This window comes from Sorangium sp. So ce375 (genome assembly GCF_051473855.1).
Taxonomy (GTDB): domain Bacteria; phylum Myxococcota_A; class Polyangia; order Polyangiales; family Polyangiaceae; genus Sorangium.
Map to the genome: position 1 here is coordinate 130,756 of NZ_CP150335.1, position 15,344 is coordinate 146,099.

At 70.5% G+C, this 15,344-nt stretch carries 14 protein-coding genes; 8 read left to right on the plus strand and 6 right to left on the minus strand.

The genetic code is table 11. The features are described 5' to 3' along the window. Positions 1-4 precede the first annotated feature (4 nt). Together WME90_RS00475 and WME90_RS00480 are read left to right on the plus strand one after the other, a co-directional pair. A complete protein-coding gene (locus tag WME90_RS00475; protein WP_437279063.1) occupies positions 5-823 on the plus strand; it encodes an MOSC domain-containing protein in 819 nt (272 codons plus the stop codon). 137 nt (positions 824-960) lie between these two features. Beyond that, positions 961-1,437, plus strand: coding sequence for a DUF2059 domain-containing protein (locus WME90_RS00480; RefSeq protein WP_437279064.1), 477 nt, complete (start codon positions 961-963; stop codon positions 1,435-1,437). Between the two features lie 41 nt (positions 1,438-1,478). On the opposite strand, the gene WME90_RS00485 is transcribed toward WME90_RS00480, so the two are convergent. The 6 genes from WME90_RS00485 to WME90_RS00510 form a co-directional block, all read right to left on the minus strand. Next, a complete protein-coding gene (locus WME90_RS00485; protein WP_437279065.1) occupies positions 1,479-2,330 on the minus strand; it encodes an alpha/beta fold hydrolase in 852 nt (283 codons plus the stop codon). 137 nt (positions 2,331-2,467) lie between these two features. Beyond that, a complete protein-coding gene (locus WME90_RS00490) occupies positions 2,468-2,812 on the minus strand; it encodes a dienelactone hydrolase family protein (RefSeq protein WP_437279066.1) in 345 nt (114 codons plus the stop codon). Between the two features lie 297 nt (positions 2,813-3,109). After that, complete coding sequence (locus tag WME90_RS00495) at positions 3,110-3,961, minus strand: dienelactone hydrolase family protein (protein ID WP_437279067.1); 852 nt, start codon at positions 3,959-3,961, stop codon at positions 3,110-3,112. After that, on the minus strand, positions 3,958-4,941 hold the full coding sequence (locus tag WME90_RS00500) for a TauD/TfdA dioxygenase family protein (protein ID WP_437279068.1): 984 nt from the start codon (positions 4,939-4,941) through the stop codon (positions 3,958-3,960). Before WME90_RS00500 ends, WME90_RS00495 begins: the two co-directional genes overlap by 4 nt. A 179-nt stretch (positions 4,942-5,120) precedes the next feature. Beyond that, complete coding sequence (locus tag WME90_RS00505; RefSeq protein WP_437279069.1) at positions 5,121-5,489, minus strand: DUF5615 family PIN-like protein; 369 nt, start codon at positions 5,487-5,489, stop codon at positions 5,121-5,123. Next, positions 5,486-5,713, minus strand: coding sequence for a DUF433 domain-containing protein (locus tag WME90_RS00510; protein WP_437279070.1), 228 nt, complete (start codon positions 5,711-5,713; stop codon positions 5,486-5,488). Before WME90_RS00510 ends, WME90_RS00505 begins: the two co-directional genes overlap by 4 nt. 169 nt (positions 5,714-5,882) lie before the next feature. Between WME90_RS00510 and WME90_RS00515 the strand changes: the two genes are divergently transcribed. The 6 genes from WME90_RS00515 (at position 5,883) to WME90_RS00540 (ending at position 15,307) form a co-directional block, all read left to right on the plus strand. Beyond that, the gene (locus WME90_RS00515; protein WP_437279071.1) at positions 5,883-6,467 is read left to right on the plus strand and encodes a Uma2 family endonuclease; all 585 of its coding nucleotides are present in this window, start codon (positions 5,883-5,885) and stop codon (positions 6,465-6,467) included. A gap of 254 nt (positions 6,468-6,721) precedes the next feature. Next, entirely contained in the window at positions 6,722-7,888 is a 1,167-nt protein-coding gene (locus WME90_RS00520; protein ID WP_437279072.1) for a DUF6531 domain-containing protein, read from the plus strand. Between the two features lie 9 nt (positions 7,889-7,897). Next, complete coding sequence (locus WME90_RS00525; protein WP_437279073.1) at positions 7,898-10,810, plus strand: RHS repeat-associated core domain-containing protein; 2,913 nt, start codon at positions 7,898-7,900, stop codon at positions 10,808-10,810. Then, positions 10,807-12,081: a hypothetical protein gene (locus tag WME90_RS00530; RefSeq protein WP_437279074.1), complete on the plus strand. Its 1,275-nt coding sequence runs from the start codon at positions 10,807-10,809 to the stop codon at positions 12,079-12,081. The genes WME90_RS00525 and WME90_RS00530 overlap by 4 nt, the downstream gene beginning before the upstream one ends. A 175-nt stretch (positions 12,082-12,256) precedes the next feature. Next, positions 12,257-13,480, plus strand: a complete 1,224-nt coding sequence (locus WME90_RS00535; RefSeq protein ID WP_437279075.1) for a hypothetical protein — start codon at positions 12,257-12,259, stop codon at positions 13,478-13,480. A 165-nt stretch (positions 13,481-13,645) separates the two neighbouring features. Then, positions 13,646-15,307 carry an amidase gene (locus WME90_RS00540; RefSeq protein WP_437279076.1) on the plus strand — a complete coding sequence of 554 codons (1,662 nt, stop codon included), beginning with the start codon at positions 13,646-13,648 and terminating at the stop codon, positions 15,305-15,307. Positions 15,308-15,344 lie beyond the last annotated feature (37 nt).

Here is a 15,344-nt window from a genome sequence, read left to right on the forward strand (position 1 = left end):
CGCAATGCGACTCTCCGCGATCTACATCTATCCAGTCAAAGGCTGCCGGGGCCTCTCGGTCGACGCGGCCGCCGTCGATGAGCTCGGCCTCGCCGGCGACCGGCGGTTCATGATCGTCGACCCCGAGGGCAAGCCCCTCACGCAGCGCCCGCTGCCGCGCATGGCGCTCATCGAGGCGCAGCTCTCCGGGAGCGCGCTCACGCTCGGCTTCTCCGGCCGGCCGCCGGTCTCCGTGCCGCGCAGGGCCGAGGGGGCGCGCCTGCTCACGGTCGAGGTCTGGAGCAGCACTGGCCTCGTTGCCGAGGACTGCGGCGACGACGTCGCCGCGTGGCTCACCGACGTCCTGGAGCACCCGGCGCGGCTCGTCCGCATCGGCGAGGCCTTCCGGCGGCCCGTCCTCAAGGCCTCGGTGGCGCGCTCGGAAGACGTCGTGTCGTTCGCCGACGAGTTCCCGCTGCTCGTGATCTCCGAGGCTTCTCTCGACGATCTGAACGCTCATCTAGCGGGCCGTGGCGCCGCGCCGTTGCCGATGGATCGCTTCCGGCCCAACCTCGTCGTGAGCGGCTGCGCTGCCTTCGATGAGGACCTGTGGAGCCGCGTCCGTGTCGGGGAGCTCGCGCTCCGCGCCGGCGGCCCGTGCGGCCGCTGCGTCGTCACCACGACCGATCAGCGCACCGCGGAGCGCGGTCCGGAGCCGCTCCGCACGCTGGCCACGTACCGGCGCGACGCGCAGAAGCCCAGCGAGGTGAACTTCGGACAGAACTACATTCACGAGACGAAATCCGGCACGTTGCGCGTGGGGGATGAGGTGACGGTCGTGTGACCGAGCGCCCGAGCCGCTCCTGCCCGGCGGCGCGCGGCGAGGGCAGGCGCGCCGCCGCGCGCGCGTCGTTGGCGAGGGGAGGTGGCGGGCCCACGCGTGCGGCGCGGATCGCAGCGCGATCGTGATACATAGGGTCGATGAGAAAGCACGCGCTTCGTTCATGGATCGTCTCGCTCGCCGCAGTGGCCTTGCTCTCCGTCGTGTCGCTCGGCACCGCCTACGCCGGAGAGGCGGAGACGAAGCTCGCCAAGGAGCTCACGCACCTCGTCATGCCGAGGGACGTCTACAACGCGCTCCTCGATCAGATGATGACGAACATGGGGGCTTCCATGCAGCAAGCGGGCGCGAAGATCTCGGCCAAGGACGCTGGCAAGCTGAAGGCGGTGGTCGCCGAGGTGCTGCCGTACGACGAGCTCGTCCAGTGGAACGTCGAGATCTACGCGGGGAAGTTCACCGCCGATGAGCTGAAGGAGCTCATCAAGTTCTACGGCACGCCGGTCGGAAAGAAGGCCGCGAAGCTCCTCCCCGAGATCAGCGGCGAGGTGGGGAAGAAGGTCGGGGCGGTCATCGTCCAGCGAATGCCCGCGGCGATGAAGAAGGCGGGGATCCAGTAGCGGGCGCAGCGCGCGGCGGCGCCCTGCGCGCGCCGCCCCTGCTAGGCCAGGACGCCGGCGATGGCGTCGAGCAGCGCCCGCGGCTCGTCAGCGCGCACCCAGTGGCTGCTGCGCTCGAAGATACGTAGGACCGCGCCCGGGATGAGCCGCGCGATCTCCTCGGAGAGATCGGGCGGGCAGATCCAGTCGTGCCTTCCCGCGATGACGAGGGTGGGCACCTCGATCTCGGGGAGGCGCGGCGTGAAGTCGAATCTCCGCATGAACGTCTCCAGGCCGACGTTCCACGCGTCGACGTTGTAGATGGTGCGCGCGCGGGACTCGGCCGCCTTCTGCGGATCGAAGGTGGTCGAGTAGAGCGGCCCCAGGATCTGGAGGAGATCGGCGAACTGCTCGTCGCTGCCGATCTCGCCGGCCCAGAGGCGCTCGCACGCCGCTCTCTGCTGCTCGGTGCCGCGCTCCGCGGCGATCCGCTTCGCCCGGTCGATGAGGCGATGGCTGGCCGCCGTGGCCACCAGGACGAGATGGGAGATGTGTCGCTGGTATTCGAGCGCATAGGCCATGGCCACCATGCCGCCATAGGAGGTGCCCATCACCGCGATACGATCGAGGCCGAGGTGCTGGCGCAGCGCCTCCATGTCCTCGACGTTGTTCTCGAGGGTATACGTCTCCTTCGGCCCGCGCGCGGAGCGGCCTTGTCCGCGATGATCGAAATAGACGAGCTGCGCCTTTTCGGCGAGCGGCGTCATCCCGCCTTTGTGCGAGGAGTGATCTGCGCCCGGTCCGCCGTGGAGGACGAACATCACAGGCTTCTCGCGCATCTGCGGGCCGTCGGGGACGAGGCCCATGCCCTCGACGTCGAAGTAGATCGCCGTGTCTCGGATCCTCGCATGCATCGTGTCAGGGTATCCGATCGGCGGGGCGCCTGGCGCGGCGGCGGGGGCGGGGGCGGGTGCGTGCGGGGTAGCAGCGGAGGTGCAGCTTGTTGCCGGGGCAGCAGCGGCCGCAGGGGTGCTGTCGAGTCCGGTCGCCGTCAGGCGACGCCGTGCTGGGCCAGCCAGTCGAGCTGGCGCTGCCAGGCGTCGGCGGCGGCTTCGGGCCGGTAGCTCGGCCGGTAGTCGGCGTAGAAGGCGTGCGGGACGTCGGGATAGACCCGGATCTCCGAGCGCGCGGCGCCGGGCGCGCTGCTGGTCTCGGAGGCCGCGCGGAGCGCCTCCTGGAGCGCTGTGACCGTCGGGAGGGGGATGCCCTGGTCCTGCCCGGCGTAGAGGCCCAGCACGGGCGCCTGCAGCGCGCTGGCGACGTCGATCGGGTGCCTGGGCTGGGCCTCGCTCCGATCGCCGGTCAGGCGTCCGTACCAGGTCACCGCCGCCTTCACCGTGCCATGAGGACAGACCGGACCGACCCAGGTTGAGGCAACCGACCCAGGTTGAGGCAACCGGCCCGAATCAGCTTGCGGCGGAATTGGACCGCCAAAGCGAAGCGACCGACCGAGGTTGAGGTGCCGACCGAGGTTGAGGTGCCGAAGCGACCGACCGAGGTTGAGGTGCCGACCGAGGTTGAGGTGCCGACCGAGGTTGAGGTGCCGACCCAGGTTGAGGTGCCGACCCAGGTTGAGGCAGCGCAAAATCAGTGCCGCCCGCGGCCATCCTCCCCCGCGGCGGCGGAGCCGCAGCTACCCCGCCGCGCGCGCGCCTGCGCTGGCGACCGTCTGCGGCCGCGGTTGCGCCACGTGGCCGGTGCGCTCGGCGAAGAATTCCCGCGTGCGCCGCCACGAGAGCTGCGCCGCATCGGCGTGGTACGCCGGCCGCGTCTCGTTGAAGAACCCATGGCGCGTCCCCGGGTACACGAACGAGATCAGCTCCCGCCCCGCGGCCCTGAACGCCTCCCCCACCGCCGGCGCCCTCGGCGTGATCGCCGGATCCTCCTCCGCATAATGCACTTGCAGCGGAAATCGCACGTTCTTCACCTGCTCCAGGGCCGGCGCCTGCCCGTAGAACACCGCCCCCGCCGCAAGCTCCACGCCTGCGACCGCGAGCTGCCCCACGAGCCCTCCGCCCAGCGAAAAGCCGATTGCAGCGACGCCCCCTGGCCGCACATCCGATCGACCGATGAGGTGCGCCGCAGCCGCCCTCGCGTCGGGCAGGTACGTCGAGGTATCGCGGCTACCGAACCAGGCGAACACCTTCTTCAGCCGCTCCTGTTCGCCCGCCGGCAACCCCGCGACCACCTCGTCGCGGTGGGCGGCGCGCAGCAGGCTCACCCCCCGGGCCACCTCCGCCTCGGTGAAGGTCCGGTGCGTCGCGTCGTGCGAGTACAGGTTCGGCGCGAACGCGAGGTACCCCTCCTGCGCGAAGCGCCTCGCCAGCTCGATCGTGTGGCCCGTGAGCCCCAGCCCCTCGTGCAGGATCAGCACCGCCGGCCCCGGCGAGCGCCCGCCCGACGACGGCCGGACCTGCACCGCCTCCACCGGCCCGTGGGGCCCCTGGAACGATGTCCTCTCGACGCCTGCGCTCGCGGCCGTCACGCCTGCACCTCGGCCTCGGGCGCCTTGTCCTTGCGGGCGACCTTCAGCTTGCTCGGGGGCCGCTTGCCGAACGGCTCCCCGGCCACGATCTCGGAGCGGACCCCGTCGACCCCCACCGGGATGTCCCCGGTCAGCGTCACCCGGTAGAGGACGCGCTCGACGTCGAGGTGCCCGAGGTCCTGCGGCCCGAGGTGCGCGGTGGCCCGGTTGTCCCAGAACGCGATGCTGCCCGGCTCCCACCGGAACCGCACCGTGTAGGTCGGGCGGCTGATCTGCTCGAAGAGCAGGTCGAGGATCGCGCTGCTCTCGCGCGGCGACAGCCCGACGATGTGGCTCGTGAAGCCCGGGCTGACGAACAGCGCCCGCTCGCCGGTCTCGGGGTGGACGCGCACCACCGGGTGAATCGAGATCAGCGGGTTCTCGCGCACCTTGCGCAGGTACGGGCTGTCCTGGTCCTGCGGGGCGAACCGCAGCCCGAAGCGGTGCTCCGCGCGCAGCCCGTCCACGAGCGCGCGCAGCGGCGCGGACAGCCCCTCGTAGGCTGCCACGAGGTTCGTCCAGGTCGTGTCGCCGCCGTAGGGCGGCAGGATGTGCGCCCGCAAGATCGACGCCGCCGGCGGGTTCACGGCCGCGGTGACATCGGTATGCCAGCGGTTCTCGTAGCTGAAGCGCCTGCCGTAGCGGCGATCGTAGCGGCGGCTGTCGATGGCGAGGATCTCCGGGTGCTCGTCGAACGGCTCGTCCTCGTGCGGATGGGCGTACGTCACCTCGCCGAAGCGCGCGGCGAAGGCGATCTGCTCGGCGTGGCCGATCGGCTGGTTCCGGAAGAAGACGACCTTCCACTTCAGCAGCGCCGCGCGGATGGCCGCCACGGAGTCGTCGGGCAGCGGCTTCGAGAGCTCGGCGCCGTGGATCTCGGCGCCGATATGCCCTGCGAGCGGCTTCACCTGGATGGCTTGATCGGATGCTCTCTGGCTCATGGGTCTCCTCCGCGTGGTCCCCCGCCACGTCCTTCGCGACGGTCGGTATGCGGGCGCCGTGCCAGGGAGCGAGCGGCGGTGTGCGCGTGGGGACACACGGAGCGGGGCGCGCGTGTGGAAGCTCGTTTGGCGGGGGATCGATGTGGCCGTGGCAGCGCGCGATGGTGAGCGGTGTCTGTTTATGGGCCCTGCTTCGGCGTGAGGTTCCGGATACGGACGCGACCATCGGCGGACAGCACCGTGAAGGCTCCCTCGAGCTCTGCGCCGCACTCGCGAAAGAGCGCTGACACCATCTCCGCCCGCTTTGCGTAGGGAACGCCCGCGAGCCGCAAGAGGACCACTCCACGGTGAGCGCATCCTTCGCGCACGATGAGCTCGCCGAAGTCCTTGTCGCCCGTCAGCACGATGGCATTGTGCTCCGCGGCCAGTCGGAGGACCTCACTGTCCGAGATCGTCGGGGCGATCTCCGCAACGTGCATGACGGCGGCGCCGTCCGCGCGGAGGCGCTCCAGAATGGGGGCGGCGATGTTCTCGTCGGCCAGGATCAAGAAGCGGCCTGGAGCGTGCGGACCCGTTCAAGGCGCACGGCATCGACGGCAAAGACGACGGCCGCCGAGAGGTCTTCTCGGGTGAGCTGGGGATGGGCCGCCAGCAGGTCGTCGAAGGTCATGCCGCCGGCCAGCTCCTCCAGGACATGCTCCACGGTGATGCGGGTTCCGCGGATGACGGGCTTGCCTAGCATCACCTCGGGGTCGCTCGTGATTCGATCCATCTCGTGCACGCCGTCCTTTCGCGACCCAGCGTAGCACCGGTGGACGAGCCAAGGGGGAGACGCCGAAGACAACGCGGCGCTGGTGCCGTGCTTGCGTTGAGTTACCCTGGCGAGGCCGCGCCCGAGCGCCCGTCACCCGCGGCCAACGCCGCGCGCTGTGCCATACTGCGTGGCCATCGTGGCCCCGGCCCATCACTTCCACACCACGTACGCGGAGTACCTGGCCCTCGAGGCGTCCAGCAACGTCAAGCACGAGTACCTCGACGGCCAGATCTACGCGATGGCGGGAGGCACGCCCGAGCATGCCGCGCTCGCTGCGGCGGTCATCGGCCTTCTCTTCCCCGAGCTTCGCAGAGGTCGGTGCCGCGCTTACGACGCCGATCTTCGCGTCCGCGTGCCCTCGACGGGCCTCGCCACCTACCCCGACGTCACCGTCGTGTGTGGGCCGCTCGAGCGCGACGCCCAAGATGAGCAAGCGGCGACGAACCCCACGCTCATCGTCGAGGTGCTGAGCCGCAGCACCGAGGAGTACGACCGAGGCGACAAGCTCGAGCATTACAAGAGCCTCGCCTCCTTGCGACAATATGTCCTCGTGTCACACCGGGAGCGCAGCGTGGAGGTCTGGACGCGCGACGCCGATGGCGGCTTCACGCCTGTCATCGCGCGTGAGGGCGACGTTGCGCTCCTGGCATCGATCGGTGCCCGGATCGACGTCCGCGAGCTCTACGAGGCCGCGGCCGAGCCGGGGAACTGAGCAGGGCGTTGTCGACAGAATCCCGTGCCCGACGCGTCGCCTGCTGGCCAGGCTGGGAGTGCCGCGCAGCCTGGCCAGTAGGCGAACGCCGCCCAGCATAGAGGCCTTGCAGGGGGCATGGAGCACCCGCTGGACTCTGCGGCTCGCCGCACGCCGTCCACGCTCCGTCAACCCATCGTGAGCTGCGCCATCCCAGCACCTTTCTGCGCGGCAGCGGGTATTGACTCCGTGGCTCGTTGGGCGACCATCGCTTCATGGCGCGCACAGCTCCGGTTCCGAACATCCCCGCGATCCCCGGGATGAACCCTGGTGTCTTCATCCTCGGCGGCGGCGCCGGCGGCGGCGGCAGCGGCGGGCGGGGCGGCAACGGCGCCGGCGGAGATCAGGGCGCGGGCGGCAAGAACGGCGGCAACGGCGCCCAGGGCGGCGGCCGCAATGCCGGCAGCTGCGGCCAGGGCAGCGGCGGCGGCTGCCCCAACCCGACGCACGGGGGCGGGGGAGGAACGCAGGCGGGGCACCCCATCGATCCGGTCACGGGCCGCGTCTACACGCTCGCCGTCACCGACATGGCGCTGCCGGGAGCGTTCCCGCTCGTGATCGAGCGCGCCTATAGCTCCGCGCAGCGCGACCTCGACTACGGCCTTGGTTATGGCTGGAACCATTCGCTCGGCTGGCGCGTCATCGAGCTCCGCCGAAAGAGGGTGCGCGTCGTCACCGAGACGGCGCTCGCGTGCGAGGGCCGCTGCCCTGACGAGGGAGAGACCGTGAAGCTCCCCGTCGGATTGCTGACGCGCACCCGCGACGGCTATCTCCTCAAGGCCGACGACGGGATCACGCGGGTCTTCGAGGACGTCTTTGCCATCGACAACGAGTTCCGCCTCAGCGCGCTCCTCGATCACAACGGCAACCAGGCCCGGCTCTTCTATGAAAACGGAACCGGTCCGCTCCAGTTCGTGAACGACAGCGTGGGCCGCCTGCTCCGCGTGCGGCGGCACCGCGACGGCCGCATCGCCGCGTTCGAGGTGAAGAACGCGTCATCGAGAGGCGCCTGGACGTCCTTCCGCACGTACGAATACGATGAACGCGGAGATCTCGTGGTCGCGCGCGACGCCCTGGGGCACGCGATGGCGTTCGCGTACGACGAAGACCATCGGCTCGTGCTGGAGCGCTGGCCCACGGGCCTCGAGGTGCGCTACCGCTACGATGACCGCGGTCGCTGCGTGGAGACGTGGTGCAACGATCCCAAGGAACGCGCGCTCCTGGCCGAGGGCGTGCCCGAGGTGCTCGCGGACGGCAGCCGCGCGAAGGGGTTCCTGCACGCGAAGGTCGAGTACTGCGGGGACGAGAACAACGTCATCACCTCGCGCGCCCTGCGGAGGATCGAGGTCAACGCCTTCGGCAAGGCGGACCGGATCGTCTAGGCGGGGCAGGTGCACGACAACGTGTTCGACGACGCAGGCGAGCTCGTGGGGCATCGCGACGGCCTCGGGCGCGCATGGCGGATGGGCGAGGCTGGCGGCGCGTACCGCGTGGTCGACCCGCTCGCTCATGTGACGGAGTACCTCTACGACGATCGCGGCAACGTCGTGACCACGCGCGGCCCTGACGGCCTGGCGACGCAGCACGTGCGTGATTCGAACGGAAACCTGATCTACCTCTCCGACGCGATGGGGCTCGTCGCGAGCTTCCGTTATGACGAGCGCGGCTGCCTTGTCCACGCCGAGACCGCCGACGGCGGCAAGACGGCGATGACATACGACGCGCTCTGCAACCGCGTCGGGATCGTCGAGCCGGACGGCGGAGCGCGGGCGCTCCGTTACGATTTCCTCGGGCGACTCGTGGAGATGCGGGACGAGAAGGGCGGGGTCCACCGCTGGATCTACGACGCGATGGGGCGCGTGGTCGAGCACCGCTCGCCGCTGGGCGCTCGCACGGTCACGAGCTACGACGAGGCCGGCCGCTTCGCCGGCGAGCGCGACGCGGATGGCCGCTGGTTCCGGCTGATCTACGCGGGCCTCCGCGAGGTGATCGCGGTCGAGCGGAGCGACGGCACGCGCGTTTCGTACGCCTACGATCGAGAGCTCGATATGGTACGCATCGTCAACGAGGAGGGCGACGTGCACACCATCGAGCGGGACCTCGAGGGTCGGATCCTCTCGGAGCGCACCTTCGACGGTCGCTGGCTTCGGTACAGGAACGACGGGGCCGGGCGGCTGTCGAGGATTACCTTCGACGACGGCGAGTTTGTCGAGCTCGCCTACGACGACCTCGATCGGCTGATCGGGCGCACCTTCTCGGACGACACCTCCCACAAGCTGGAGTACGACGAGCGCGGGCGCCTCCTGAGCTTCGAGACGGAGGCCGTCAGCACGCGCTACACGTACGACGCGCGAGGGCGTTGCACCCGCGAGGACACGGAGCGGAAGAACGATCCGTCGTCCGCTACATCGCTCCGACACGTCTACGACGCCGGCCTGCATCGCACGAAGGTGGAAGCGCTCGGCGCTTTCTCGATCGCCGCCCCGCGCGACACCGTCGGGCGATGCGCCGCGCTTGTCTTCTCGGATTTTTCGGGTGCCCGGGGTGCGGACCAGCCGATCGCGACGTTCGCGTACGACCCGACGGACGGCGAGACGGGGCGCTTCTTCGCCGGCGGTGGCCGGATCGAGCTCACGAGGGATGCGCACGGCAACGTCCTTCGCTCGGCGGTCTTCGGCCGTGGCACCGCCGTCGTCCGCCCAGGCGAGCCCATGTGGATCGGCGGCCTGGGCGGCCCGGAGACCCTGCGGTTCGACTACCGATGGTCGCCTGCCGACGAGCTCCAGGTGCTCGCCGATCGCGATCGCGGGGCGCAGTCCTTCCTGTACGACGCGCGCGGCCGGATCGCGCAGAGGCGGCACGAGGGGCGGGCCAGGACCGAGGACTACGCGCTCTCGCCGCGAGGCGACGTGCGCTGGATCGACGGCCGCGCGCAGTCCCACCTCAGCGGCGGCCGCCTCGTGACCACGAACGGTGCGGCCCTCACGTACGACGCGCGCGGCCGGCTGTCGAAGAAGGTCGAGGGCACCGCTGTGACCACCTACGCGTGGAGCGTGCTCGGCCTGCTCTCGGGCATGACGCTGCCCGACGGTACGCGGCTCGAGTTCATCTACGATGGGTTCGCGCGGCGGATCGAGAAGCGCGTGCTGCGGCGGGGCGCGGCGACGGTGCGGCACCGCTACCGCTGGGATGGCGAGGACCTCCTGGAGGAGACGGTCGAGCGCGAGGCGAGCGCCATAGGCGCATCCGCGCCGCTCACGCTGGTGGAGCGCCGGCGCTACGCGTACTCGCAGAGCTCGCCGGCGCCGGTCGCGCAGGCGATCGACACCGAGGCCGGCCCGGGCGCCTGGAAGTACTTCGTGCACCGGGACGGGGCGCCTGTGCCGCTCGGGCTCGTCAATGCTGACGGGAGCGTCGACCAGGTCTTCGAGACCGACGCGTACGGTCGGGTGATTGCGGGCGATGCGACTGCTACGCTGGTTCGGTTCCCGGGGCACTGGTACGAGCCGGAGACGGGGCTCCACTACAACCGGTGGCGGTACTTCGATCCGGTGAGCGCGACGTACCTGAGCCCGGAGCCGCTGGGGCTCCTCGGCGGGCTCGAGATTTACGGGTACGTGAACGGGAAGCCGCTCGTCTGGATCGATCGCGACGGTCTGGCGCGGAGCGTGACAACACTCACCGGCCACAGCGGCAATGTGATCGGAACGGGCACGTCCTCCCGTGAGGCAGACCTGCATCCCGCGGTGGCGGCGGCGCTGCCGATTCGGAGCGCGCGTGGCGGGGACACGGACGCCGCTTCCTGCTCGGAGCCAGCGGCGCTGTCGGCACACCTTCGAAACTGGGAGGGTCGCAACCCCGGGCAGAGTTGCGATCCTGGCACACCGCAGGGACGACAGAACCTTAGCAGGGCGCTCTCAGAGATCGGTGGCATCTCGAGCCGCGCAGGAACGAAGGACCTCGCGGCATGCCCCAACTGCTCGCAGACGATTTCCCGGCTGTGGGCGCTCGCCGAGCCACGCCCCCAGGCACCTGCGGTGGCGGGGGGCCGAGTCTCGACGAAAGATCCGACCCACGTGCCGGGGGGACTCCAGAACCCAGAGGGACCACGCGTCGTGAACCCGGCCGGCGCGCCAGGGCCCATCACGCTTCCCGCCTCGCCTCTCGCGCAGAACATCAACGACCCCGCCATGAGGGCGGCGAACGAGGAAGAGTACCGCCGCGCCCGCGGGACGGGCTCGGTAGCGGGGCTCAATCCAGGCGTATTCGACAACTCGTCGGGGTCTTGGAGGCCACGCCTATGATGTTCACGGAGCGCGACGATCTGCCGAGCGCCCCGGGGCTCGAGAATTTGGGACCACTGGGCTCACTCGCCCTGTACGAGGGGGCAGCGGTGCGTGTTCCACGCTCCGGTAACCCCTTCGAGCCGAGACCTCCGGTGCCCGTCGACGATCCTGCCGTCCTCCGCGAGGCGGCGCGGCTGGTCTCCGAGGGCCTTGTGCTCCGCGAGCGCCACAACCACGGGGCGCAGGGAGCGCTCATGACCGAGTGGGTCGAAGGGGCGCTGGGACCGCCGTGCGCGGTTCGCTCGATCGGGCGTTCGGAGCAATTGCTCTGGTTCGAAGGCGCGCTCGTCCTGCTGCTGTGCGACGCGCTGACGGTGGCGTGCGCGACCAGCGAGCGGCTTCGTGCGTTGCTTGCACATCCCCTGCCGCGTGGCCTCTCGCCCGCGCCGGCGAGGTACTCGTACGGCTCAATCGGCGTCGTTCCGCCGCGGGGGCCGCTGCTCGGGTCGGTGGACCACATGGATAGATACTTCCCAGAGGCGTTCGAGCTGTACGAGACGGCGACCGGTTGCTGGATTCGTGGGGTGCTCGACCGCGCTTTCGAGACGCAGTTCCACATGACGGCTGGTGGGAGCATCGCCACGGTTCCGTGTCATCCCGATCGACTCGCGGGCGCCAGCTCGTTTGGAGAGTGGCAGCCAGGTCTGCAGAATCGTGATGGTCTGCGCGCCCAGCTCGAGCGATACCGGGTATCGGAGGTGCTTACCAATATTATCTTCGCCGTGGACGAGCTCGTGGGGGGCTTCCGCGGGCAGCGGGGCATTTCACTCGTTGCCCCTTGGGCGGCGGGCAAAATCCGGGAACGGACTGCATCTGGCATCTGGTCTGAGCCAGTCCATCCTTACAACGGCGCCTGGTTCATAGGTTGGATTGAGAATACGTCGGTGCGCACGGGCCTGTACGTCGACGAGACGGGCAGCGTGTGGGCCTCGTGGCAGGAACCGGACGACGACGATGTGCAAATGCGCCTGGTAGCCACGAGTGTCGAGCGCTGGTTCGAGCGCCAAGTCTACCTTCTCGAGAACGGCTACGCATCGGAGGCCACATGCCGTTCGGAGGAGGTGCTGCCCCACGGACTCAGGCTCCGCGAAGACCTCTCTGACGCTGTGGCGAAGGTCTTCGTCGACGGGGATTCCGTCTGGCTCGTCGAGGAGTGCGGTATTCAGCGAATGTCGCGCCGAGTGTCCAGCGTGTCGGACGTGCTGGCGATCGCAGAACGCTTCAGATAGAGGTGGCTCGGATGCAGAGATTGAGCGCCGCACACAATCGTGTGGCCGGAATGACGCCGGGCGTCATCGGAGGGACCGGGCAGAACAGCGATTGGGGGCCGACGTGAAAACTCGATTCAGCCATCCCCTTCTCGGAACCACAGCGAAGGGCACGTCTAGCCTCGAGCTCCGATCCATGTGCGGAACCAAGCCGCTTGCGGCGTCCGTTTCCCAGTTGAACGAGGTGGCGGAGAGGCTCGAACGGTGGCGTTCGCCAAAGTTCGAGCTGCGCGTGCTTGTCGATCTCGGTAACTTCTACGCCGAGACGGGACGGGTCACCGCGCTCGACAAGACGACCGCCCTCGTCAAGGGCGTCGCTCGCCGGGTCGGCCAGGCGATTCGTCAGTCTCGCCTACACGGGTTCGTGTGGCATGTTTGCGACGAGGTGCTCGCATTGCGCGACGACGTGTTCTTGCGGGTGCTGGGCCCCACGGCGGCCAGCCTGCGGCCCTGGCTCGAAGAGTGTGCGGCCCTGCGGTTGCAGTGCGTCTTTCCGGTGGTGCGAGCCGCGGGAGAGGCGCCTCGTGTGCCCGAATCTGGCTGGATCGAGTTTCGCGACAACTATGTTGATATGATGGCGCGTGCGGCGCTGGACAATGACGCCGTGCACCTCGATCTCCCGCTCGAAGAGGCGAGCCATCGGTTTCGGAAGAGCGTGGTTGGGTTTCTCTGCGCAACCGTCGATCCGGCATCGAAGACCCTTCCGCTATCGCCTCGTGCGAGCGAGGCGGCATCGCGCTGGCTTTGTCGGCTGCACGATCCCGGCGATCCCGCGCGGCTCGCCTCGTGGGTGCTGGAGAACGGTGGTAGCGAGGCGCTCGCCAGGACGGCCGCTGATGCCGAGCGCTCGTTCGGCGGTCTGCGCAGCGTCGACCGGATCCAGCGCTTCGGCGGGATCCAGATGCTCGATCGAGCCCTCGGCGAAGGGAGCGTCGCTGAGTGGCCGCTTCAGCAGACGCCGGATGGCCCCGCGATCTTGGTGAGCCCGCGAGACATCGACAACCCTGACACCCTCGCATGCGTGACGGAGGACGGCAGGATGTGGGCCTATGGGTTCGGCTGGGACGAGTGGGAGCGAACGAGCGACTCCGTGCGCGCGTTCGTCTCCCGCATTGCGTTGTGGGGACACCCCAAAGAAGTGCCGGTTCATGTCTCGCGGTCGTTGCACGGTCGTGAGCTCGCACAGGCGCTCGGCCTGGACGAGGTTGAAGAGGCCACCGACTCCACCGGCACGTTCTACGCGGGTGACGCGGCGCTGGTGTTCGAGCGGAGGCTGTCCGAGGGGCGCGCAGTGACGTGGCTGCGCCAACTACGCCCCGAGGCGGTGCTTGCCTGGGACGACCTCACCTCGTCTGCTTGAGCTCCAGGTCGCGGCGGCCGACGCCCCATGTCCTCCCACGCGCCAGGCCCGACGAGGAACGCCGCTCGGTCCCGCCGCCGCCGACTCATTGCCACGGCGCGATCTCGCCGCGCACCCCGACCATGAGCCGCCGCGCCGCCTTGCCCGTCGGGTAAGCTCCGCCGGATGAAGGTCCCCCGACTCACAGGCCGCGCGCTCACCGCGGCGCGCCTGGCCGCCGAGGCGCCCGGATCGTCCGCCGCCCTCCGGGAAGTGATGAAGCGCAGCCTGGGCATCGATCGCCTCGCCTCGCTGCCGGAGGCCCTCCGCGGCGACGCTCCCGCCGAGGCGCGCCCCATCCAGGCCGCGCCGCCGCGGCGCTGGGGAGACGCCGGGCTCGGCGAGCCCCCGGTCCGCGACTGGCCCAGGCCCTCGCTGGCCTACGCCGCGGCCTACCGCGAGGGCGCCACCACCCCGCTCCGCGTCGCCGAGCGCGCGCTCTCGGCGCTCGACGCCCTCGCCGACGAGCGCCCGTCCATGAACATCGCCGTCGCCGCCTCGCGCGAGGCGACGCTCAGCGACGCCGACGCGTCGACCGCGCGCCACGCCGCGGGGCGGCCGCGCGGCCCGCTCGACGGGGTGCCCCTGCTCGTCAAGGACGAGTTCGACGTCGAGGGCCTCCCGACCGCGCTCGGCTCGCCCTGCGGCCCATACCCGCCCGCGCCGCGCGACGCCGCCGTCGTCGCCCGGCTCCGCCAGGCGGGCGCCGTGTTCCTCTGCAAGACCGTGCTCACCGAGTGGGGCATGTCGCCGATCGGCAACAGCGTCCACCACCGCATGCCCCACAACCCGCACCACAAGGAGCGCGCGGCCGGCGGCTCCTCCACCGGCTCCGCGGTCGGCGTCGCCCTCGGGCTCGCGCCGCTCGCGGCCAGCGGCGACGGCGGCGGATCCATCCGCGCGCCGGCCGCGCTGAACGGCGTCTTCGGCCTCAAGCCGACCTTCGGCCGCGTCAGCCGCGCCGGCGACGGCTTCAAGGGCTCGGTCGCCCACGCGGGCCCGATCGCCTGCTGCACCGCCGACCTCGCGCGCTTCCTCGACGTCGTCGCGAGCGAGCCCGATCCCGACGACGACCTCACCGCGTGGGCGCCCCCGCCGCCCCCCGGAGGCTTCGGCGCGCGCCTCGGCGCCGGCGTGCGCGGCCTGCGCATCGGCGTGGACGAGGCGGAGTGGCGCGACGCCTCCACCCCGGTCGCGAGCGCCTGCCGGGGGGCGCTGCGCGCGCTCGAGCGCGAGGGGGCGATCCTCGTGGACGTGCAGATCCCCATCGCCAGGCACGCGGCGTCGATCGGCTACCTCGTCATCGGCGCCGAGGCGCTCGCGGCGCACCAGCGCGCCTGGAGGGAGCAGCGCGGCCTCATCAGCGAGGACCTGCGCGTCACCTTCAGCCTCCTCTCGGGCATCACCGCGATCGAGCAGATCGACGCCGCGCGGCTCCGCGCGGGCATGCGGCGCGAGGTGGCGCGGGCCCTCGCCGGCGTCGACGTCCTCGCGCTCCCGACGACGGCGATCACCGCGCCCCGCTACGCGCAGGCCGAGGAAGCGCGCGCCTTCCTGGATCCCGTCGCCCTCGACGGCATGTGCCGCTTCGCCTTCCTCGCCAACCTCACCGGCCTCCCCGCGGGCACCGCGCCCGTCGGCGTCGACGCCGAGCGGCTGCCCATCGGCCTGCAGATCGTCGGCGACGCGTGGGACGAGGCGGCCGTCCTCGCCGTCCTCGCCCACCTCGAGCGGTCGGAGCTCGCGAGAGCGCGGCGCCCTCCGGGAGGGGTCGATCTGCTCGGGTAGCGCCCTTTCGCGCTCGGACGCTCGGATACGAGCGGCG